Origin of the sequence: Acinetobacter sp. G11 (genome assembly GCF_049808495.1) — a bacterium.
Lineage (GTDB): Bacteria > Pseudomonadota > Gammaproteobacteria > Pseudomonadales > Moraxellaceae > Acinetobacter > Acinetobacter kookii.
Genome location: NZ_JBNCAT010000039.1, coordinates 1 through 21,269 on the forward strand (window position 1 = coordinate 1; position 21,269 = coordinate 21,269).

20 protein-coding genes, 1 rRNA gene, 2 pseudogenes and 1 riboswitch are annotated in these 21,269 nt (G+C 40.9%); of the genes and pseudogenes, 10 read left to right on the forward strand and 13 right to left on the reverse strand.

Annotated features, from left to right (window positions below; genetic code table 11):
• Nucleotides 1-93 (forward strand): 5S ribosomal RNA (gene rrf / locus ACPUEY_RS12325); the annotation flags it as partial.
• Nucleotides 94-573: 480 nt separating this feature from the next.
• A pseudogene (locus ACPUEY_RS12330) lies at nt 574-675 on the forward strand (DUF4256 domain-containing protein); the annotation flags it as partial.
• A 53-nt stretch (nt 676-728) separates the two neighbouring features.
• Here the strand turns inward: ACPUEY_RS12330 and ACPUEY_RS12335 are convergent.
• The 7 genes from ACPUEY_RS12335 to ACPUEY_RS12365 form a co-directional block, all read right to left on the reverse strand.
• Nucleotides 729-1,304 carry a lytic transglycosylase domain-containing protein gene (locus ACPUEY_RS12335; RefSeq protein WP_425122258.1) on the reverse strand — a complete coding sequence of 192 codons (576 nt, stop codon included), beginning with the start codon at nt 1,302-1,304 and terminating at the stop codon, nt 729-731.
• A gap of 216 nt (nt 1,305-1,520) precedes the next feature.
• The gene (locus ACPUEY_RS12340) at nt 1,521-2,063 is read right to left on the reverse strand and encodes a type 1 glutamine amidotransferase domain-containing protein (RefSeq protein WP_425122259.1); all 543 of its coding nucleotides are present in this window, start codon (nt 2,061-2,063) and stop codon (nt 1,521-1,523) included.
• Between the two features lie 362 nt (nt 2,064-2,425).
• A complete protein-coding gene (locus tag ACPUEY_RS12345; protein ID WP_425122260.1) occupies nt 2,426-2,911 on the reverse strand; it encodes a GNAT family N-acetyltransferase in 486 nt (161 codons plus the stop codon).
• Between the two features lie 95 nt (nt 2,912-3,006).
• Entirely contained in the window at nt 3,007-4,206 is a 1,200-nt protein-coding gene (locus ACPUEY_RS12350; RefSeq protein WP_425122261.1) for an acyl-CoA dehydrogenase family protein, read from the reverse strand.
• A gap of 24 nt (nt 4,207-4,230) precedes the next feature.
• A complete protein-coding gene (locus tag ACPUEY_RS12355; protein WP_425122274.1) occupies nt 4,231-5,517 on the reverse strand; it encodes an acyl-CoA dehydrogenase family protein in 1,287 nt (428 codons plus the stop codon).
• Between the two features lie 236 nt (nt 5,518-5,753).
• Nucleotides 5,754-7,127, reverse strand: coding sequence for an ABC1 kinase family protein (locus tag ACPUEY_RS12360; RefSeq protein ID WP_425122262.1), 1,374 nt, complete (start codon nt 7,125-7,127; stop codon nt 5,754-5,756).
• Between the two features lie 270 nt (nt 7,128-7,397).
• Nucleotides 7,398-7,703 carry a hypothetical protein gene (locus tag ACPUEY_RS12365; protein WP_425122263.1) on the reverse strand — a complete coding sequence of 102 codons (306 nt, stop codon included), beginning with the start codon at nt 7,701-7,703 and terminating at the stop codon, nt 7,398-7,400.
• A gap of 202 nt (nt 7,704-7,905) precedes the next feature.
• Here ACPUEY_RS12365 and ACPUEY_RS12370 point away from each other — a divergent pair, with 202 nt between their 5' ends.
• The 5 genes from ACPUEY_RS12370 (at nt 7,906) to ACPUEY_RS12390 (ending at nt 12,806) form a co-directional block, all read left to right on the forward strand.
• Entirely contained in the window at nt 7,906-8,271 is a 366-nt protein-coding gene (locus tag ACPUEY_RS12370; protein WP_425122264.1) for a lysozyme inhibitor LprI family protein, read from the forward strand.
• Between the two features lie 102 nt (nt 8,272-8,373).
• Entirely contained in the window at nt 8,374-9,384 is a 1,011-nt protein-coding gene (gene prmB / locus ACPUEY_RS12375) for a 50S ribosomal protein L3 N(5)-glutamine methyltransferase (RefSeq protein WP_425122265.1), read from the forward strand.
• 12 nt (nt 9,385-9,396) lie between these two features.
• Nucleotides 9,397-10,491: a chorismate synthase gene (gene aroC, locus ACPUEY_RS12380; RefSeq protein WP_425122266.1), complete on the forward strand. Its 1,095-nt coding sequence runs from the start codon at nt 9,397-9,399 to the stop codon at nt 10,489-10,491.
• A 111-nt stretch (nt 10,492-10,602) separates the two neighbouring features.
• Complete coding sequence (locus tag ACPUEY_RS12385; protein ID WP_425122267.1) at nt 10,603-11,145, forward strand: GNAT family N-acetyltransferase; 543 nt, start codon at nt 10,603-10,605, stop codon at nt 11,143-11,145.
• Between the two features lie 178 nt (nt 11,146-11,323).
• Nucleotides 11,324-11,413: riboswitch (glycine riboswitch) on the forward strand.
• 148 nt (nt 11,414-11,561) lie between these two features.
• Nucleotides 11,562-12,806 carry a D-amino acid dehydrogenase gene (locus ACPUEY_RS12390; protein WP_425122268.1) on the forward strand — a complete coding sequence of 415 codons (1,245 nt, stop codon included), beginning with the start codon at nt 11,562-11,564 and terminating at the stop codon, nt 12,804-12,806.
• Nucleotides 12,807-12,933: 127 nt separating this feature from the next.
• On the opposite strand, the gene ACPUEY_RS12395 is transcribed toward ACPUEY_RS12390, so the two are convergent.
• The gene (locus ACPUEY_RS12395) at nt 12,934-13,584 is read right to left on the reverse strand and encodes an A1S_1983 family putative colistin resistance protein (RefSeq protein ID WP_425122269.1); all 651 of its coding nucleotides are present in this window, start codon (nt 13,582-13,584) and stop codon (nt 12,934-12,936) included.
• A gap of 99 nt (nt 13,585-13,683) precedes the next feature.
• On the opposite strand from ACPUEY_RS12395, the gene ispF reads away from it, so the two are divergent.
• Complete coding sequence (gene ispF, locus ACPUEY_RS12400; RefSeq protein ID WP_425122270.1) at nt 13,684-14,175, forward strand: 2-C-methyl-D-erythritol 2,4-cyclodiphosphate synthase; 492 nt, start codon at nt 13,684-13,686, stop codon at nt 14,173-14,175.
• Here the strand turns inward: ispF and ACPUEY_RS12405 are convergent.
• The 3 genes from ACPUEY_RS12405 to ACPUEY_RS12415 form a co-directional block, all read right to left on the reverse strand.
• Nucleotides 14,163-14,687 (reverse strand): protein tyrosine phosphatase family protein, encoded by a 525-nt coding sequence (locus ACPUEY_RS12405; protein ID WP_425122271.1) that lies wholly within the window; start codon nt 14,685-14,687, stop codon nt 14,163-14,165. The two genes, ispF and ACPUEY_RS12405, sit on opposite strands and share 13 nt — an antisense overlap.
• A gap of 61 nt (nt 14,688-14,748) precedes the next feature.
• Nucleotides 14,749-15,840 (reverse strand): 3-deoxy-7-phosphoheptulonate synthase, encoded by a 1,092-nt coding sequence (locus ACPUEY_RS12410; protein WP_131272825.1) that lies wholly within the window; start codon nt 15,838-15,840, stop codon nt 14,749-14,751.
• Nucleotides 15,841-15,967: 127 nt separating this feature from the next.
• On the reverse strand, nt 15,968-16,858 hold the full coding sequence (locus tag ACPUEY_RS12415; RefSeq protein WP_261181964.1) for a sulfite exporter TauE/SafE family protein: 891 nt from the start codon (nt 16,856-16,858) through the stop codon (nt 15,968-15,970).
• 712 nt (nt 16,859-17,570) lie between these two features.
• On the opposite strand from ACPUEY_RS12415, the gene lpxB reads away from it, so the two are divergent.
• Nucleotides 17,571-18,764: a lipid-A-disaccharide synthase gene (gene lpxB, locus ACPUEY_RS12420; RefSeq protein WP_425122272.1), complete on the forward strand. Its 1,194-nt coding sequence runs from the start codon at nt 17,571-17,573 to the stop codon at nt 18,762-18,764.
• Nucleotide 18,765: 1 nt separating this feature from the next.
• Here lpxB and ACPUEY_RS12425 read toward each other — a convergent pair whose 3' ends face one another.
• Nucleotides 18,766-19,689, reverse strand: a complete 924-nt coding sequence (locus ACPUEY_RS12425) for a helix-turn-helix domain-containing protein (RefSeq protein WP_425122273.1) — start codon at nt 19,687-19,689, stop codon at nt 18,766-18,768.
• A gap of 192 nt (nt 19,690-19,881) precedes the next feature.
• Between ACPUEY_RS12425 and ACPUEY_RS12430 the strand changes: the two genes are divergently transcribed.
• Entirely contained in the window at nt 19,882-21,096 is a 1,215-nt protein-coding gene (locus tag ACPUEY_RS12430; protein WP_092819684.1) for an alkane 1-monooxygenase, read from the forward strand.
• 68 nt (nt 21,097-21,164) lie between these two features.
• On the opposite strand, the pseudogene ACPUEY_RS12435 reads toward ACPUEY_RS12430, so the two are convergent.
• A pseudogene (locus ACPUEY_RS12435) lies at nt 21,165-21,269 on the reverse strand (IS30 family transposase); the annotation flags it as partial.

The window sequence follows — 21,269 nt, forward strand, 5'->3', positions numbered from 1 at the left end:
AACCACCTGATCCCTTCCCGAACTCAGAAGTGAAACCTCTTAGCGCTGATGGTAGTGTGGGATTACCCATGTGAGAGTAAGTCATCGCCAGCTCATTATTACAAAAGCCCCCTGCATAAGCAGGGGGCTTTTTTATGCGTGGGAATTATAAAAAAACTAAAATTTATTATGAGTGGGAAACTTATTATCGATAAAAGAAATAATGAAAAAAGATTTAAAAAGAATATAAGGGAGTAAAAGTTAAAAACGATAAGAAAAAATCTTATCAGTAAATTTTTTGGAATTTAAAAAAGGATTTGAACAGAATGTGGATAGGCATAAAGCCATTCATTATATCTTTATGGATTTGTCGTGTAGAGAGTCCCTTGGGTTGAAGAAGTTGCTCTAATGCTTGAGAAGCATTAGATTTTAAAAGCCAATAAACCTGACTGCTCTGTACCAGATATAGTTTCATACATGAATGTCGAATTGCTAATAGAGCGTAATTATTATGAGCTTCAGACAATAGGTTCAATTGATATGAAAATTTTAAGCTAGTTATTTACTCTGGAAAATATTTGAAAAAAAAGTGGAGCTTTATTTGGTGATAAGCATTATGGTGAAGTTTTTATTTATCATAATGACGCTGAATCATATTATATTGATCGTAATTTTCAGACTTTATTAAAAGTCTGAAAATAACTTAACCTAAAAACTTCTCTCATTAAATGGAAAATTTTAGGCTAAATTTATAAGGCATCTTTTAGTGTTTCTTGATGTTGTTTAACTTGTTCTGCATATTTTTCCCCTTGTTTTTTCATCTTACTATTGGAGTTATAACCCGTAGGACCTACATTATAATAAGCTAAAGCCTTTGGCCAACTCCCGGCTTTACTGTTGTAGGAGGCTAAAATATAAGTACCGCAATTGATATTATTATATTCTTCAATCAGATCACCTGGGCAAGTCTGTTGCCAATAACGTGGAATGACTTGAGTTAATCCGACAGCTCCAGCAGGTGAAATCACAGAGTTTCTATAGCTTGATTCTTGGCGAATCACGGCGGCCAATAATATTGGATCCACATTATATTTATCAGCACTCTGAATAATCATAGGAGAAACACGGTTGGCCGTGTCTGGTGCTACTGAATAGGCTTTTTGAATACCTGTTGACAATTTTGCAGACCGTTTAACAACTGAGTGGCTAGAAGAACATCCAGCAAAAGCTAATGTAGTCATAATGATAGCTACAGATTTAAATGTATATAAATGATAGTTTGATTTTTTTGACGATAAATCTGAGAAATACTGTGTAAAAAACAAAGTTCAAAACCCAAAGTGAAATTTTATTGCAGCTATGCTAGTGGGCTAAATAGGATGAGTCAAGCACCCCCATTTTGATGGATTCGATCAACTGGATAAATATGGTCAGGCTCTTAAATTATAATTAAAAATAATTCAATTATTTAAACAATGAATACATTGTCCCATTATTTGAATGGGACTTTTCACCTAAATATATTTATTAAAAAATGTTTTTTAATGATCCAGTTCTTGCAAAATGGCCTGATTAAATGCAGGAATATCATCTGGAGATCGTGATGTGATCAACGGCCAATTATTGGTATTGCATCGATGTATTTCTTCATCTACCCACTTGGCACCCGCATTTTCCAAATCTAAGCGAATACTTTTATAAGAGGTTAAATTTTTATCTTTAATCCGCTGTGCATTAATTAAGGCCCAGGGGCCATGACAAATAGCTGCAACCGGTTTGGCATTGTCGGTAAAGTGCTGAATAATTTTATGGGCATCTTCATTCAAACGGAGAGTATCAGCATTTACTGTCCCTCCTGGGATGACTAAAATATCATAATCTTCTGGAGAAACTTTAGCCAAAGTTGTTTGCGGAGTGTAAGCCATGGCATGTTCTTTATCACTCTTAACAGTTTGGACGTCTTTTTGTTCTTCTGCAGCATGAATCACTTCAATTCCTTTAGATTGTAGAAATTCAAGAGGTTTGATCAGTTCATCTTGTTCAACACCGACATTGGAAGTTATGAATAATGCTTTTTTAGTCATGTTAATGATCCTGAATCATTTAGGTAAACTTTGACATTAACAAAGCGACTCAATCAAGCTGTACAATTTTTGGCTTATTCTTGTTAAGGTTTGAAAATGTCAAAAAATAAGCCTCATAGCTGGATGAGGCCTATTTTATTTTATGAGGGTGATTAACTTCTGTTTTAGCTTCCTGCTTAGATCGTTTATTCTTTTTATTAGGGAACTTTCTGTTTCCTGATGGTTTTAGCATAAATTTATGACTCGATATGCTGTAGAAGTTAATCAATACTTTCAGTGTAGGTAAAAATAGACAACAAGGCGTCAATTCAATCGCAAGAACCTCTAATGGTTAAATGGATAAAACAATAAAATAAGACCGATTATAATTGCTTTTCCATCCAGATTTTGCAGGCATGGCTATGGCCAGTGTTGCCTCTAGGTTGCTCTAAATATTGAAAACCTAATTTTTCATAGAGTTTTACTGCTTGCCATAGTTCATTGGTTGTTTCCAGGTAACATGATTGAAAACCTTGCAGTTGTGCAAACTGAAAGGCTTTTTCTAAAAGTTGTTTGGCAAAGCCTAAGCCTCGGACTTCAGGCAAAAAATACATTTTTTGAATTTCTAAAATTGTAGGGTCGCCCTTTAAAGGTGATAAGCCACCGCCACCCAGAATTTTGCCCTGTTGATTTTCAATTACCCAGTATTGTGCATTTGCTTGTTGGTAAACTGTATATAAATCATCTAAAACGGGATCGGCAACTGCAAAACCAGATTCGGGAGCGAGTCCAAATTCTTTAGAAACTTCGCGAATAACCTGTGCAATATCAGTATTATCTTCGGGTTGAATAGGTCGAATTTGGTACATAAAGTTAAAATGAAGGAATTTAAAAGAAGAGATGGATTCTTATAACAAAAAATCCATCTCTTGCAAGGTGTTTATGCATTAAACCTGTTAAAAACTTATTTTAATTCACTTGAACTCTTAGCTAATTCACGTCGTGCGATAATCAGTTGCTGAATTTGCTGAGTACCTTCAAAAATATCAAGAATTTTTGAGTCACGTGCCCATTTTTCTAACAATTCCTCTTCATTATATCCCACGCTTGCTGCAAGCTCTACGCATTTCAAGGTGATTTCATTACAGATTCGACCTGCCTTGGCTTTAGAAATGGAGGCCTCTCGTGAGTTTGGCTTTTTGTTGTCAGCCATCCAGGCCGCCTTCATGGTGAGTAAACGTGCCGCTTCCCATTCCGCTTCCATTCGGTAAATCAGCGCGGCAAGATGTGATGTCTGTAAATAGGGTGTCTGGTAATTTTCATCTAATTGATCTTTGAAAATTAACTTAATTCTTTCCAGGGATGCCTTGGCACATCCGACTGCCATCGCTGCGACCAGTGGGCGAGTATTGTCAAAAGTTTCCATGACGCCAGCAAAACCTTTGGCGACATCAATTTCAGCATGTCCCAACAGATTTTCTGCAGGCACGCGGCAGTCAATAAAGCTGATGACAGCGGTATCAGAGGCTTTGATGCCAAGTTTATGCTCCAGGCGCTCTACTTTCATGCCGGGTGTTCCTTTTGGAACGACAAAGGATTTAATGGCAGCCCGGCCGAGTTTCTTGTCTAATGTTGCCCAGACCACTACAGCATCGGCACGCTCACCCGAGGTGACGAAAATTTTTTCACCATTGAGGATGTAGTCATTGCCATCTTTGGTTGCTGTGGTTCGAATGGCTGCCGAGTCTGAACCGCAACCGGGTTCCGTAATGGCCATGGCCGCCCATGTGCCTTTAAAGCGTTCTAGCTGTTCATCATTCGCGACAGCGGCAATGGCAGAGTTTCCCAAGCCTTGACGCGGCATACTGAGCAATAGGCCAGTATCTCCATAGCACATCTCGATCACGCCAAGTACAGTGGACATATTGACGCCATTTTTGTTGCCTGAATCTGTATTGCCACGCTTGCCCACTGCAGCACCGGCATTGATGCCTTCGCCACCATCATTCATGCCATCAATGAGTGAGGCGAACATGTCGAGTTCCTTGGGATAGCTGTGTTCGGCTTTGTCATATTTTCGTGAAATGGGACGTAGTACATTTAAAGCTGATTCATGTGCTTGATCTATCAGCATCTTAAACTTTTTAGGATTTTGTAAATTCATCTGCATAATTCCTTGTCTGATAGATTAAGCATGTAAGCCTGAATGCAAAATTGCTGTAGCACGTAAATCGCGATACCAGCGCTCAACGGGATGTTCTTTGGTAAAGCCATGGCCACCCAGAATTTGCACACCATCACTACCAATTTTCATGGATTTTTCAGCACACAGTAGACGTGCGAGATAAGCCTCACGATGAAAGGGTTTTCCTGCTTCAGCCAGACTGGCCGCATTCAAAATCAGCATGCGCATGGCATCAATTTCAATGGCCATATCCGCAATCATAAAGGCGATACTTTGGCGATGTGAAATAGGCTCACCAAATGCAGTACGTTCATTGGCATATTGAATGCAGTAAGCTTTGACGGCTTCACATGTGCCAACCGCCATGGCACACCACATCAAGTTCCCCAGATCTAAAAATGCAAGATAATCAAAGTCATCATCACCTAACAATTCAGCAGGTGTATTATGGAATTTTAAGCTAACGGTTTCGGTTGCCTTTAGACCCATAGCCGGACTTTTTTGAGCCGTAATACTGCTATCACGTTTAACAATAAACACTTCTGGCGATCCATTGAGTTCAGCATTGACCAGAAACAGATCTGCAATTTCACCCAAAATCACCAAGGTTTTTTCGCCATTAATATAGTATTTTCCATTAGCGGAACTGGCTTTGGTTTTTAGTTTCAGTGGGTTAAAGGCAGGCGTGGCTTCCTGGATGGCAAAGGTAGCGTGTATCTCGGCATCATCTGCAAAGCTGGATAAGTAAGTCGCTTGAACTGGTTCGGAACCCCATTGGGTAATGGCGTTAATCACACTGAAGGTGGACAGCAGGCCTGCGCTTAAGCTGAAATCGCCTTCGGCTAAATGTTCGGCAATTAAAATATTGCTTAAAATATTCTTTTCAGCAGCTACACCACCCAATGCTTCAGGAAGTGCGTAATAGTTGAGGCCTAAATCAGCAGCATGTTGCCAAAGTATTGCTGGAAATTGTTCGTTATTGTCTGCCTCAGCTGCCAGTGGATAAAGCACTTCGGATGCAAACTGCTCCATCGCATCACAGCTCATTTGCTGTTCTTCAGTCAGGCTCAAATCAAAGAGTGATTTCTGCTGATTGGGTAAACGTTGCTTGCTGACTCCGGAACTGGCTTTAAAAACTTTTTGGGTTTTACTTAAAGTTTTAAAACCCATTTTTGAGCTTTGATAGAGAGATTTTTCCAGAAATTTGCGCAGTTTGAGTTGATCAAGTACCTCGCTACCGGCAATTCTGGTAATGAGGGATAGCCCAAGTCCTTGAGCCTTATTTACCATATTGGTCATTTTTGTCATCCATTGGTTTTTGATTCTTTATATTTTTTATGCTGACATGTGAATATGGAAATGACTATGTCATCCCTGACAATTAAAATTGACTTGGATGAACGGTTAAAATGAAGTTTAAATTTGATTAAATAATTGAATATTATGTATTTTATTATAAGTTAAGCTTGGGGTGAAAAATAAAAATTGACTAGAATGACAAGAGATCATTCTAGTCTGTGCACAGCTTATAGAAAATTCGCCACCATTTTCCGTACATTGGTTTTTGCATCAATGACGGTCATGAAGGTATACGCACCAATGAATTTACGGCTAATAAACATAAACTCTTTAGGGGGTACACTGAAATAACGCGATGCCATCGATTTGGAAGCACGTTGCATGACACGGCTATGAAGTTGGCTTTTTTTCCAGTCATAGCGCTGATTTTGATCCATTACGCCTTCGGGCAAGTCTGGATTATTCATTATGCTACTAAAGGCTTCGGTGGCCAATAAAAACACTTTAGCCATATCTGGCTTGATGCTTTGCGGAATGGAATCAAAAAATTCATAGCCAGTCATGGCATGAACCATTTCATCGATATTATGATCATAACCGGCTTTAATCAGGTTGCGGGCGACTTTCAGCAAATGTTCATCAAACTGGCGAATTGCCCCGAAATCCAGCAATACAATCTTGTCTTGAGTTTTTGCGCCATCTCCCAAACGAACCAGATAATTGCCAAAGTTTGGATCGGTTTGCATTTCGCCCCATTCAAAAATTTCACGAACCGCAATCTCGAGAGAGGCTTCGCCTAACTGGTTGCGACGTTCTTGAGGAAGAGAGAGCATCACCGGGCTGTTGATCGGCACGCCACGCTCAAAAGTCATGCACAGCACTTGATCGGTACAATACTCATCCACAATTTGCGGGACGATATAACGAGGATCATCTTTTAAACGGTTCGCAAAACGGCGAGTGGTCGCGGCTTCAATTTCATAATTGACTTCACGATGCATCATTTCACGAACTTCATCGAACCACTGATCAAATTCACGGGTTTGCGGCACCATACGGGTCAGTTTGAGCATGTTTTTAAACAAGCTCATGTCTGAATCAATGGCATCTGCCACGCCCGGATACTGGATTTTTAATACGATTTCCAAACCATCCGAATTGCGTGTGGCGCGGTGTACCTGGGCTAAAGAGGCGGTTCCCAAAGGTTCACGGTCTACGGTCAAATCATGCAGCTTGGCGCCGAGCTGCTGTTCGAGTTGTTGCTTGATGGCCGGCCAGGCAAGTGCAACGGTCTGATTGTTTAAGGTATTTAAAGCCTGAGTGATTTCTTCAGGTAAAAAATGTTCGCCATACAGGGCCATCATTTGCCCGATTTTTACAATCGAACCTTTTAATTTACCAATTTCAGAAACAAGATAATCGGCTTGTTCTTTCATGGCTTTTTTACGTTTCTTTTCTTTTTCTGCTTCGCTTGAAAATAGGGTGGTTGCACTCGATGCAGCCCAGCGCGTTCCTGCGAGTAAGGAGGCTTTAGCGATAGATAAGCGTCGATCCATGGAAGAAGTTTTGAGTTGTTTAAGCTTATCGTTCTGATCTGACATTAAACAAAATCCTTAATCAGCAAGTCGCAGAATATTTAATTGTAGCGGATATTACCGTTTATTCACGTATTAAAAAAGTTCAATGTGCTGAATGGAGAGTAAATATGTTTAATATTTCATTTATTTTCCATGAAAAGTGTCACGGTAGTACTTAGACAAAAATATAATTCAAGTGACACCTGCGCTTTGATCAGAGACTCCCGATGAGATTTATCAGGATTAAAGATAGGGATAGGGCAGACAACCTGCTGCTCAGGGATGAGCTGAGATTTACATCCGAAATTGAATTTTAATATCGCCTTTCTGCTGTAACAATTTTTTATTGTCCTGAATATGTTTAAAAATCATGGCTTGAACCCTGTCATGCTGAAAACCAAGCGCATAACCTTTAACAATAATGATGCTTGGAAAACTAAAAAACAGATATTTTGCATCATCCTCGGATGGGCTGCTATGAATGGCGTGTTCAAGTAAAGTGTGTTGAAAGAATTTTTTTTCCTTCTGTACCTGTGCTGAAACGGTATCATTCCAGTAGTTTTCACGCATTGCCATTAAATTATTGTGTTTGTAGCTCATAACAATAAAAATATGTAGAAAAAGAATTGAAAATATATGGGGATATTTTAGTCAGATTCAATATTCAATTTGAATGAATTTGTTATTGGAGCTGAGGTCATAAAGGCTAAGCTTATAGGAATTTGCACATGATTGATGTAGTATCAAGGGATAAACACAATAATAGTATTTGATATTAAGTCTTTTCAGACAGGGGAATATTATGCGATTGGCAATATCAGTGATGCTGAGTCTGGCTGCTTTCTGGTCAAATTCAGTTTTAGCTCAAGGCTATTCTGACGAATATAATAAATGTCTAAACACTTCTTATGGTGAAATTGAAACAGTCAAAAAATGTGTCGACAAAGAACTGAAAAATCAGGAAAAAATTTTAAATAAAGCTTATAAGGGCTATATAAATAAGAATGTGGTTAATCAAACTAGTATCGAGCAACAGCATAAACTTTGGCTTAACCGTGTGGATCAAAAATGCTATTTAAAAGTAACTTCTGCCTATATGGCCGTCAAACAATCCAAGTGTGTACTCGAAATGACAATGGAGCGTACTCACTATTACCACACCAAATAAATTCGCCATAGATATTTGTTTTTAATCTGGTCGAAACATTATAAAACCCCGCAAAACAAGGTATCATAAGGCGTTTTAAAATTGACCTTGGAGATGCCTTAAGTGGATCAACTGACTATTAGCCCTGAACATTTACAGGAAGCCGCTGAAAACCTAAGCACAATTCGCGATTTTATCCGTTTTGGTGTTTCAGCTCTACGTCAATACGATGCACACTTAGGTCAAGGTACAGAAGATTTTTTTGCTGAAAGTTCGGCTTTAGTCCTGCAAACACTGGCATTGGACTGGAATGCCAACCCGGAAATTTTAGATGCGAAATTGTTGCCAAGCGAAAAAGCAGAATTTATCAGCTTGCTGGAGCGTCGTATCAATGAAAAAGTGCCAACCTCTTATTTATTAAATCTGGCTTATTTCTGTGGTAAACCGTTCTATGTTGACGAGCGTGTACTGATTCCACGTTCACCGATTGCTGAATTGATCAATCAGCGTTTTGCACCTTACTGTCTGGATGAACATGGTCAGATGCGTGAAGCCTTGAACAATCTTCCAGAAAATGAGCATCCACAAACACCGCGTCGCATTTTAGATATGTGTACCGGTTCAGGCTGTATTGCAATTGCTCTGGCTTATGCATTCCCGGAATCTGAAGTGGATGCGACCGATATTTCCAAAGAAGCTTTGGAAGTGGCCTCGATTAACGCTGAACATCACAACATGCAATATCAGGTTGCCTTGATGGAATCTGACTTATTCGCCAAAATTCCTGCCGAAAATCAATACGATTTAATCGTATCCAATCCTCCCTATGTCGATGCAGAGGACATGGCAGATTTGCCTGCTGAATTCTTGCATGAACCAGAACTGGCACTTGCAGCCGGTCAGGACGGTCTGGATCTGGTGCGTAAAATGCTGGCACAAGCGGCAGATTATTTGACTGAAGATGGTTTGATTGTCATTGAAGTGGGCAATTCGGAATGGGCGATGAAACAGAATTTTAATACTGTGGATTTCCATTGGCTCACTTTCCAGAATGGCGGTTCAGGCATTTTTGCTTTAACAGCAGCGCAGTGCCGTAAATACCGTGATTTATTTGTACAATCTGTTCAAGCATAAGGAGTTGTGAACATGGCAGGTAATAGTATTGGACAACTGTTCCGTGTAACGACTTGCGGAGAATCTCATGGCGTTGGCCTGATGGCAATTGTCGATGGTGTGCCGCCCGGGATTGAACTGACTGAAGCCGATTTACAAAAAGATTTGGACCGCCGCAAACCGGGCACTTCCAAGTTTGCAACTCAGCGTAAAGAGCCGGATGAAGTCGAAATCATTTCCGGTGTTTTTGAAGGTAAAACCACAGGTACATCGATTGGTTTGTTGATTCGTAATACCGACCAGAAATCGAAAGATTACGGCAATATCGCGCAAACTTTCCGTCCGGGGCATGCTGATTATACCTATACGCAAAAGTATGGTTTCCGCGATTATCGTGGCGGTGGCCGCTCAAGTGCGCGTGAAACAGCAATGCGTGTAGCTGCGGGAGCAATTGCGAAAAAATATCTGGCTGAAAAGTTTGGTATCGTGATTCGTGGTCATGTGACGCAAATCGGTACTGAAAAAACCGAAAAACTGGACTGGAATGAAGTTCTAAACAATCCGTTTTTCTGCGGTGATATCGATGCCGTGCCACGTTTTGAAGCTTTAGTGACTTCATTACGTGAACAAGGTACCAGCTGCGGTGCGAAGCTGGAAATTCTGGCCGAGAATGTTCCTGTAGGTTGGGGCGAGCCGGTATTCGATCGTTTAGATGCGGATATTGCCCATGCCATGATGAGCATCAATGCGGTGAAAGGCGTGGAAATTGGTGACGGTTTTGCGGTTGCCGAACAGTTTGGTCATGAATCGCGTGATGAATTAACCACAGATGGATTCCTGGCCAATCATGCCGGTGGTATTCTGGGCGGAATCTCAAGTGGTCAAACCATTCGTGTTGCGATTGCATTGAAACCGACTGCAAGTATCACTACTCCAGGTAAAACCATTAACATTCAGCGTGAAGATACGGACGTGTTGACCAAAGGCCGTCATGATCCGTGTGTAGGTGTGCGTGCAACGCCAATTGCTGAGGCGATGTTTGCCATTGTACTTATGGACCATTTTATGCGCCATCGTGCACAAAATGCCGATGTAGTTGCACCGTTTGCTCCAATTGAGCCTAAGTGAAGAGCTTTTGTGATCCCCTAAAAAACCAGACGCCAAGTCTGGTTTTTTATTGCTTGATTTTTTAGCTATTATTTATGATCGTTTCTACGAAACAGAAATGTTTAGAAAAAAATGAAAGCATTAAAATATAGATTGGCAAATGCCAATGATATTGAAACGCTTGTTGTATTGATCAATCAGGCTTATCGCACAAATACTGGTCGCAGTTGGACCAATGAGCAGCATATTGTCATTGGAGACAGGATTAATGCCCAGCAGCTAAAGCAAACCTTGGCACAAGAGAATTTTTGTCTATTTATAGCTGAAATGGTCGAGGATTTAGAATCGGTTTTAGTGTCATGTATCGGCTTAACTTTTCTACAAAATAGTGTCGAAATAGGTACTTTTTGTGTAGCTTCAGCTTGGCAAAATCAGGGCATGGGAAAGCAGATGCTAGCCCATGCTGAAAGGAAAGCTTTAGAAATCTTTCCGGCATTCCAGCAGTATGAAATGTATGTACTGCATGTAAGAACAGAGCTGATTCAATATTATGAACGCTGTGGCTATTCAAAAACAGCATGTGTTGAGTCTTATCCGATTGACGCCAATGTAGGGCAGCCCTTGATTGATCTGCAATTACAACAGATGTCAAAACCGGTGCTAAAATTGGGATAGGTGAAACACTCAAAACAGTGCATCTTGTAGATATAAGAGTTTAAGCTGAATCATTAAATGAAATTTTTAAATATAAGTATTTGAAAATAATATTAATCTTTATTGTGATAACAGTGCTTAACAAATAAATGAATTTAGTGCTCGCGCATGGTATAAAAATTGCTCATATTAATAGAAGCAAATTATTGCAGGAGAGATGTTCTTCTGTGAACACGCCGAAGGAGCAACGACCCCGGAAACTCTCAGGCAAAAGGACTGTAATAATTTCAAAAATCTGGAGAGAAGCATAGCAAAATATATGCTCACCGAAGGGGATGGTCGACGTTATGGATAATAACGAGATGATCGAAGCTCTCAGGTAAAAATGACAGATGGGGCGCATAGAAATGTAAATCTACATTTCCAAGGAGTGTGCTATGTGTCATATCGTTGTGATTGGATCAGGCATTACCGGAGTTACCACGGCCTATGAACTCGCCAATTTAGGTTATAAAGTCACGGTTCTGGATAAGCATTTGTATCCTGCCATGGAAACTTCATTTGCCAATGGCGGACAACTTTCCGCCTGTAATGCGGAAGTCTGGAATCAAAAAGCCACCGTACTGAAAGGTATCAAGTGGATGGCGAATAAAAATGCACCATTATTACTCAACCCATCTTTCGATTTGCATAAATATAGTTGGTTGATGGAATTCGTCGGCAATATCAAACATTATGAAGCCAATACGCGCGATACTGTTAAAATGGCACTTTTAGCGCGTGAGCATTTATTTGCTGTTGCTGAAAAAGAACATATTCAGTTTGATCTTGAAAAACGCGGCATTCTGCATTTTTACCACAGCAAGCTGGATTATGAGATCGCCACCAAAGTAAATGATTTATTGACCACGGGAGGGCTGGAAAGAATAGCAGTTACTCCTGCAGACATCAAAGCCATCGAGCCAAGCCTGAAAGGTGAATATTACGGCGGTTTTTATTGTCCTGGGGATGCGACAGGTGATATCCATAAATTTACCAAAGGTCTGGCTGAAGCCTCTGAAAAATATGGGGTGAAATACCTGTTTGGGATGGAAGTCACCGATGTAAAACACCATAAAAAAGGTGTCACCGTGCTTTACCATGCCAGCAATGAAAATATGCATTTAGATGCAGCTGTTGTGGAATCCTTAGAAGCCGATGCTGTAGTGGTCTGTGGCGGTGTGGGAAGCTATCATTTGGCAAATTTACTGGGTGATCGGGTCAATGTCTATCCTGTAAAAGGCTACTCGATTACGCTGCATCTGAATGATGAAGAAAGTGTCAGAAATGCGCCGTGGGTCAGTTTGCTGGATGAAAGTGCAAAGATTGTGACTTCACGCTTAGGTGCAGATCGTCTGCGTGTAGCCGGAACGGCAGAATTTAATGGTTATAACCGGGATATCCGTGCCGACCGTATTCAACCGCTAACAGATTGGGTGAATAAAAACTTTAATATTACCACTGAAAATGTCGTCCCTTGGGCAGGTTTACGTCCGATGATGCCCAACATGATGCCGATGGTCAGTCGCGGTCGCCGTGAACGGGTTTTTTATAATACCGGTCATGGCCATTTGGGCTGGACTTTGTCTGCAGCGACAGCGGTGATGATTAGTCAGCAAGTCGCGTCGCAGCATCCTGTTTGAGATATTGTGATAAATGAACTCTAAAGTGTAAAAATCACTTGGTGATGTAGTTAGAATAATTTTAAGATTTGAATAAAAAAACAGAGGACTAATCACCTCTGTTTTTTATGCACTAAATTCAATCTTTTTAATCATAAAGCCGGTATATACCTGCAAAACGTTCACAGCCTTTTTGCTTGGTTGTAACCGATAAAATTGCCTTGTTAAAATCGAAATGGTATTTGCAATCATGTTCGTTATCGACAATCTCACTTTTCTGGTCAGCCGTGGTATAGGCTAGAAAGGGGATCGTTTGTGTTTCCAGTTTATTGTTTGGATTACGGTAGGCAATCCCTTCAATTTTAATTTTATCTTTGGTGAGCTGGTGCACCTGTAAATGTACAGGCTGAGTGGCGAATTGACCGTATTCAAATTTTAAATAATGATTGGTCAGACTCTGGTTTAATGAGGTATAAAAATTCAGATCTTCAATGCGTATTTCAAATTGCTGCTTATAACAGTCCAGACTTTTACAGAGTTGTAAACGTTTAAGCCATAAATGATGGGTATCTTCCAGTAAGCGAACCGGTGCATCGCTGACCAAAAATGCCGTGATATAGTGATTACTCAGTTTTTCTCGCGATTCCGCAAAATTATCAGCGCAAATGTTTTTCATTGAGGCTGTATCAGGCCCTGTACAGTCAATGTCTTGAGCATATGCCATGGTTGAGCACAAACAGCCAATACTGAATAATGTGCCTAATGTTTTAATGAGATTAATATCGGTATTCACCAGCATGATCGCTTATAATTTCACTATGTTGCGCTGCTGTAACTATAGCGAAATAGAAAGCGTGAATACAACATCTCAATTATTTATTTCTTAAGGATGCTTAACGTGGTCGCACAAATTCGAATTGGTCAGGGAATGGATGTACATGCCTTTGAAGAAGGGGATTTTGTTACTCTGGCTGGGGTCAAGATTCCGCATACGCATGGCTTAAAAGCACATTCGGATGGTGATGTGGTATTGCATGCCCTCTGTGATGCCTTGTTAGGGGCTTTGGCTCTGGGCGATATTGGACAGCATTTTCCCGATACCGATGCAAAATTTAAGGGAGCAGACAGCCGGGTATTGCTGAAACATGTTTACCAGTTGATTCTAGACCGTGGCTATGTATTGAATAACGCAGATATTACCGTGGCCTGTGAGCAGCCAAAGCTGGCCAAACATAATCTGGAAATGCGCCAAAGTATTGCAGACGTTCTCGATGTAGAAGTGACCCAGATTAGTGTAAAGGCAACGACTACCGAAAAACTGGGGTTTACCGGACGTCAGGAAGGGATTCTATCGATGGCAACAGTACTGATTTCACATCAGGCAAAATGATCTGGTTGGCTCAACGACTGTTGTAGTTCCTGGGTAGCTTTACGACCTTGCAGTTGTAAGGCTACTGCATGGATTAAACCGGTCCAGGTTTCATTCGGTTCCCAAATACTGTGCATTAACTCCTGTGCCGTAGGTATGTCCATATCCATATAATATTGACGATATAAATACATCAGGCTGCTGACATGATGGTTGGTTGCACAGTGAACCCAAACCATCTGTTCTTGTACTAAATGATTGAGCAGGTCCAGTACCAGTAAACACTGGTCATCAGAAGGCGTTTCTGCTGAAATGGGCAGCTTAATATAATTTAAGCCTAAACCTAAACAAATCTTATCTTCATGGTCGAGATGCGGCTCGGCATCAGACAATGCCAGATTTACAATGGTCGTAATTCCATATTCTTTAATCAGCTTGAGCTGTTCCGCCGTAGGCTGAGCAGAAGTGAATAGATGCTCGTGAATAAACTGGAAATTTTCAATATGGCTAAGGGCATTTTCAATTTCATTCATAAGAAAAAATTCCAAAGGTTAAAGTAGAAACGCCATCTGTTCAGATGGCGTTTTAAATCTCTTAGCGATTTGGTAAAACGTCTTTCAATGCTTCATGCATATCGAGCAGGGCTTTTTCAGTGGTTTCCCAATCGATACAGCCGTCAGTCACCGATTTGCCATATTCCAGATCATCCAGATTGTCAGGAATATCCTGACGACCACCTTTCAGATGACTTTCAACCATAATACCAACAATGGACTTGTTGCCATCCTGAATCTGTTCAGTAATGTTTTTCAATACCAGTGGTTGCAGGTACGGATCTTTGTTGGAATTGGCATGGCTGGCATCAATCATGATCTTGTTGCTGACTTTGGCTTTAGCCAAGGCATTTTCAGCTTCTGCAACAGAGCCTGCATCGTAATTCGGCTTGCCATTACCACCACGCAGTACCACGTGTGCATACGGGTTACCGCTGGTACGAATCACCGAAACCTGACCTTGGTCATTCAGGCCAAGGAAGCTATGGCCATGTTTAACCGACTGCATGGCATTGGTTGCTACGGTTAAGCCACCATCGGTACCATTTTTAAAGCCTACCGGAGAAGATAAACCTGAAGACATTTCACGGTGCGTCTGGCTTTCAGTGGTACGTGCACCAATCGCTGACCATGAAATCAGGTCTTGATAATATTGTGGTGAGTTGGGATCGAGTGCTTCAGTGGCACATGGCAATCCTTTTTCATTCAGTTCAACCAAAAGCTGACGACCAATACGAAGACCTTTTTCAATATTGAAAGAGTCATTCATGTCAGGGTCATTAATCAGACCTTTCCAGCCTACTGTGGTACGCGGTTTTTCGAAATAAACGCGCATGACAATATAAAGGCTGTCTTTCACTTTTTCGCTTAAAACTTTGAGACGATCGGCATATTCGTGCGCAGCGACAGTATCATGAATTGAGCAAGGACCAATAACGACAAATAAGCGTTTGTCTTTACCATCCAGGATATTGCGAATAGTTTCACGGCCTTTAAGGACGGTTTGATAGGCATGCTCAGTCAGAGGTAACTCTTTTTTTAATTCAGCTGGAGTCACAAGAGGCTGAATGCTTTGTACATTCACGTCGTCGATGTCAGATTGTGTAATAGGTTTTGACTGTAGTGTATTCATTGCCGTCACTGGTTCGATCATACAAAAGTTTATTTCATAACCCGAATATAACACGAATATACGTTCACAATGTTATAAAAAAGATCAATATATAGGTCAAAAAAAAGTGATGAATCGTATAGTTAAATTAAACAAGCGCCGATTTTTCAACAATGATCACTTGCGCCGTAGCCGGTTTTGCAACAGGTTTTGCCTTGACCGGGTGCAGCATGAAATTCATGCCTAATGCAAATAAGGTAATACCCAGAATCTTGCGGATAATTTTCTCAGGCAGACGAGAACTAATTAAAGTACCCACCACAATTGCAGGAATGGAACCGACCAATAACCAGCCAAGCAAGTGTAAATCGACATTACCGGAACTCATGTGTCCAAGACCTGCAACCAAAGTTAACAATACAGCATGCACAACATCGGAACCGATAATACGGATCATCGGTAAATTCGGGAACATCAGCACAAGTGCCATAATACCGAATGCGCCAGCACCGACTGAAGATAAGGTGACGAATATACCCAATACAATGCCCATAATCACGATATAAGCACGTTTGTCTTTGGCTTGCAGATTGACCTTTTCCAGATCCTGGGTCATATCCAAAAGGACATCTTTACGCAGCTTGTTAAAGAAGCGTTCAATATGACCGCGGAACACGATAGAAACACCGGTCAGGGTCAACATAAAGCCCAGGACCATGGTCAAGACAGCTTTGTAGCTACTGGATTGGCTAAGATAGTTTTCTAGTACCCAATGCGTTGCAAATGAGGCAGGAATACTGCCTACAGCAAGCCAGATTACAATTGGCCAGACAATATTCATTTTTTTTGCATGAACCAGAGACCCGCAGAATTTTGAAATTGCGGCATACAGCAAGTCGGTGCCAATGGCTATGTGCGGCTCGATTCGAAACAGGCTAATCAGGATGGGAGTCATTAAAGAACCTCCACCTACACCTGTAATTCCCACGCAGAAACCGACCAAAACACCCGCTAAAATAAATTCCAATGGACCAAACATGGTTATATGCCAAATATCAAAAAACGTGCATATGTTATGACTTTTCCATATAAGTCGTTGTCTTGATTATTGATTTGCTTATTCTAAAAAGAGATAAAGCAGGATGGATATTTCTTCTTTTACCTTATTCGGTGTGTTTGGGCTTTTGTATCATGGAGAGTATTAAACATAGAAAATTCAGTAGGATATGAATTCTTTAAATATAGATCGGAATAATGAAAGTTGATTATATGGCAGTTTAACTTAGACGATATCTGGGTGATTGTTATGGGATGCTATTTTCATAAAAAGTTTCGATCGCCTTTTTTATAGTGGAACTATTCATATAGGTACAATTTGCAGTCTATTTTTTCATGAATATAAAGGATGCGATTTGCCTTTAAAACCAGAACTGGTGGCTGCTGTAGCGTTATGGTTTTAAGTTAAGCGGGAAACCTATATTGAAACAAGGGATAAGAATGAAGAACTGAATATTCATGAAGAATATCAGGCTGAAAAGAAAATGTTTATTTGCCTATCGCCACTGTGTCTAAAAAAATTGTAAAACCTGTTGTTGAAGCCAAGTATGTATAGAACGCAAATTTTTCCTCTACACGGCAATTAAATTGATTGCGTTGCTATAGTTTAAAGAGATCAATGCTTAGTCATGTAAAGCCAAAGGACTATGCTAAAATATTGAACTATTCAGCCGAAGGATGTATGGGGAACGCACTTGCAAAATAGAAAACTAAAAATTGGGATGGTGGTTGGTGAGGTTTCAGGCGATACCCTGGGCGCTAAGCTGATCCGTAGTTTTCGTGAGCAAGGCATAGATGCCGAATTTGAAGGCATCGGTGGTCCGCAGATGATTGCTGAAGGTTTCAAAAGCTATTATCCGATGGATATTTTGTCTGTTATGGGCATTGTAGAAGTTTTAAAAGATCTTAAAAAACTTTTTGCAGTGCGTGATGGCTTGCTTGAAATCTGGAGCAAAGAACCGGTGGATGTCTTTGTCGGTATTGATGCGCCAGACTTTAATTTAAGGTTATCTAAAAGCCTGAAACAGAAAAATCTGCCTATCAAAACCGTGCAATATGTCAGTCCTTCAGTGTGGGCATGGCGTCAGGGGCGGGTACATGGCATTAAAGCCAGTATTGATCTGGTGCTGTGTTTATTTCCTTTTGAAAAAACCTTTTATAAAAAATTTGATGTACCGGCTGCTTTTGTCGGGCATCCATTGGCTAGCCAGTTGCCTTTACAGAATCCACTGATTGAAGCCAAGCAGGAGCTGGGCTTGAATGTGGAACATAAACATATTGCACTGTTACCAGGTAGCCGCCGTGGTGAAATTGAAAGATTGGGTCCATTGGTACTTGATGCAGCCGAAATCGTGAGTCAAAAGCACCCTGAATATGTGTTTCTGATTCCTGCGATTAACGATGCACGCAAACAGCAGATTGAAGCATTGCTGCAACAATATCCTGCTGATTTGGTGGCTAAAGTCTGTTTGCTGGAAAATACCGATACAGAATCGAAAATCGGCCGTCAGGTAATGAATGCTTCCAATATTGTGGCTCTGGCTTCGGGAACGGCAACACTGGAAGCCATGCTGTTACATCGCCCGATGGTGACTTTTTATAAACTGAACTGGCTGACCTATCATCTGGTCAAGTTCCTGATCAAGATTCCGTATTATTCCTTGCCGAATATTATTGCGGGCAAAAAAGTCATTCGGGAATTAATTCAGCATGATGCGACACCAGAAAATTTGGCTACCGAAATTGAAAAACTGATGAATGTTGAAACCGCACAAATCCAGGCCATGCAGCACATCACCATGCACAAGCAGCTGCTTTCGGGAAATAGTGAAGATCCGGTTCAGGCGATTCTAAATATTTTGAATGCAGGTACAGCTGACCAGGCATAACTTAATGGAACTGCTGGCGATATTGACTCGGGGTTAATTCAAATAGGCGTTTAAAGGTTTGGCTAAAGGCTGTTTCGGAAGAATAGCCGACCCGATGGGCAATCTGCTGTATGGATAATTGTCCTTCACGTAAATGCTGCGATGCCAAACGGAAACGGTATTGCTGTAGATAAGCCAGCGGGGTTTCACCGACTATGCTGCTAAACAAGGTGGCGAACTTGGAACGGGACATGCAGCATTGTTCAGCCAGACTTTCTACCGTCCAGGCCTGTTCCGGTTTGCCGTGAATCGCAGCTAAAGCATTGGCCAGTTCGGTATGGGAAAGTGCCCGTAGCCAGTTATTGGAGTCCTGTAACTGGGCAATATAATCGCGTACGCATTCAATAAACAGAATACTGACCAGATGATCGAGAATTTTGTCGCGGCCTGGTTGAATTTGATAGGCTTCTACGGCCAAAAAATGTAATCCGATTTGTAGCCATTCAGGGGCGGTACTGCCGGTAATATGCTGAATATGGATGTAGTCGGGCAGGGCATTCAGTAAAGGACGTGCCATAATGGTATCAATATGACAACGAATGGCCAGAATCAGTGCAGGTTCACCACTGGAACTGCCAAATTCGATGGTTTCTTGCCTTCTTTTATCAAAAAAATCATTAATATTCAGTGCCTCAAGCAAATTTTCCTTATTATCACTGCGGCAAATATGGCTTGGTCCTGAAGGGATCAGGATTAAATCTCCTGCTTCTAGCTGCAACAATTTTTGTGATTCAAACTGGATGTTGAGGGTGCCCACCAGAACCACATAGCCAATCATGGCATGCTGCTCCTGATATGCATAGGCCCAGTGACCTTGCGGTTTTAAATAAATGTATTCCGATTTATTCAGATGAATATCGTCAAAAATTTTGCTTAAGGCATCCATGTCTTATCATTCTGTCATCATCTAATAAAAATTATAAAAAGCCTTGATTGATATCCGTATGTATTTCTAGGTCAAATATTGGCTATTGATGTCAAGGACGTTTGCATAGCTTTTTTGGACGTTTACAACTGTTCTTGAGGACCTATTTCTAGAAATATAACGTTAGAACAAAAAATAGGGAAGGTCGCCAACATGAATGCACCAGTAAATTTAAATCAAACTCCAATTCAGACCCTGCCGAATGCTTCAGGTTTAGCCCTCGATAAAAAACGCTACTGGTGGCTGCTGAGTCCAGGTTTACCGGTGATCGGAATGGGAATTCTGGCGGGCTATCAGTTTGGTCCTAAAGCCACGAAAAAAATCTTTGCTTTAGGGGGACCCTTATTGCTGCATGTGATTATTCCAACTGTTGATGCTATTGTGGGCAATGACAGTAATAATCCTAGCGATGAAGAAATCAAGTCACTGGTAGCAGACCCGTATTATGACCGCATTGTAAAATTGTTTATTCCCTTGCAGATGGCGGCGAACCTTTTTGCCGGTTATGTGGTGAGCCGTAAAGAAACTTCTTTTATTGACCAGATCCTGCTGGGTATTTCCATGGGCGCGATTAACGGTGTGGGTGTGAATACCGCACATGAGCTGTCGCACCGACCGGATAAAAAGGATCATTATCTTGCCCATGCGACATTAACACCGCTGTTTTATAATCACTTTCGTGTTGAACATCCGTATGGGCACCATAAACGTGCGGCCACGCCTGAAGACCCAGCCTCTTCGAAAATGGGTGAAACTTTTTATGAGTTTTGGCCAAGAACGGTATTTGGTGGAATTAAATCCTCCATTGAAATTGAGAAAAACCGTTTGAAACGTAAAGGCTTATCTTTCTTTAGTAAGGAAAATGAATTGTTTCAAGGCTGGGCCATGAGTGCCGCTTTCCATGCCAGCATGCTGAAGCTGTTTGGTAAAGACGTGATTCCTTATTTGGCCACGCAGGCATTTTATGGAATCAGTTTGTTTGAAATTATTAACTATATTGAACATTACGGTTTGATGCGCGATAAAAAGGAAGATGGGACTTATACACGGACCATGCCTGAGCATAGCTGGAACAATAACAATATTACGACCAACCTATTTTTGTACCAGTTGCAGCGTCATTCCGATCATCATGCCTATCCGACACGTCCATTTCAGGCTTTACGTCACTTTGATGAAGCACCTGAATTGCCGAGTGGATATGCCACTATGTTATTGCCGGCTTTAATTCCATCGCTCTGGTTTAAAATGATGGATAAACGCGTTTTCGACCACTATAAGGGCGATTTAAATAAAGCCAATATTCATCCAAAACGCCGTGCCAAGATATTCAAGAAGTTTGGATTGTCACTACAAAATGAAGAGTGATTAAAATAGTAGTGCAATGAAAAACATCATGAAAAAGCCCAGTTGTTGAATTAGGGCTTTTTTATTTCTTAGATTAGCATTTGAAGTGCAACACCATGTTGTTGCCATAATACCTGACTCGGACTTTTAAAGCCGAGTCTTTTTCTTGGGCGATGATTCAAACGTTGAGTGAT

Excerpts from the sequence above, each read along its gene's own strand:
- ACPUEY_RS12385 (WP_425122267.1), top strand. The coding sequence starts at position 10,603 with ATGAAAGCATTAAAATATAGATTGGCAAATGCCAATGATATTGAAACG.
- ACPUEY_RS12360 (WP_425122262.1), bottom strand. The coding sequence starts at position 7,127 with ATGTCAGATCAGAACGATAAGCTTAAACAACTCAAAACTTCTTCCATG.
- ACPUEY_RS12355 (WP_425122274.1), bottom strand. The coding sequence starts at position 5,517 with ATGGTAAATAAGGCTCAAGGACTTGGGCTATCCCTCATTACCAGAATT.
- ACPUEY_RS12345 (WP_425122260.1), bottom strand. The coding sequence starts at position 2,911 with ATGTACCAAATTCGACCTATTCAACCCGAAGATAATACTGATATTGCA.
- ACPUEY_RS12365 (WP_425122263.1), bottom strand. The coding sequence starts at position 7,703 with ATGAGCTACAAACACAATAATTTAATGGCAATGCGTGAAAACTACTGG.
- ACPUEY_RS12390 (WP_425122268.1), top strand. The coding sequence starts at position 11,562 with ATGTGTCATATCGTTGTGATTGGATCAGGCATTACCGGAGTTACCACG.
- aroC (WP_425122266.1), top strand. The coding sequence starts at position 9,397 with ATGGCAGGTAATAGTATTGGACAACTGTTCCGTGTAACGACTTGCGGA.
- ACPUEY_RS12350 (WP_425122261.1), bottom strand. The coding sequence starts at position 4,206 with ATGAATTTACAAAATCCTAAAAAGTTTAAGATGCTGATAGATCAAGCA.
- ACPUEY_RS12370 (WP_425122264.1), top strand. The coding sequence starts at position 7,906 with ATGCGATTGGCAATATCAGTGATGCTGAGTCTGGCTGCTTTCTGGTCA.
- ACPUEY_RS12405 (WP_425122271.1), bottom strand. The coding sequence starts at position 14,687 with ATGAATGAAATTGAAAATGCCCTTAGCCATATTGAAAATTTCCAGTTT.
- ACPUEY_RS12410 (WP_131272825.1), bottom strand. The coding sequence starts at position 15,840 with ATGAATACACTACAGTCAAAACCTATTACACAATCTGACATCGACGAC.
- ACPUEY_RS12340 (WP_425122259.1), bottom strand. The coding sequence starts at position 2,063 with ATGACTAAAAAAGCATTATTCATAACTTCCAATGTCGGTGTTGAACAA.
- ACPUEY_RS12395 (WP_425122269.1), bottom strand. The coding sequence starts at position 13,584 with ATGCTGGTGAATACCGATATTAATCTCATTAAAACATTAGGCACATTA.
- ACPUEY_RS12425 (WP_425122273.1), bottom strand. The coding sequence starts at position 19,689 with ATGGATGCCTTAAGCAAAATTTTTGACGATATTCATCTGAATAAATCG.
- ACPUEY_RS12430 (WP_092819684.1), top strand. The coding sequence starts at position 19,882 with ATGAATGCACCAGTAAATTTAAATCAAACTCCAATTCAGACCCTGCCG.
- ACPUEY_RS12415 (WP_261181964.1), bottom strand. The coding sequence starts at position 16,858 with ATGTTTGGTCCATTGGAATTTATTTTAGCGGGTGTTTTGGTCGGTTTC.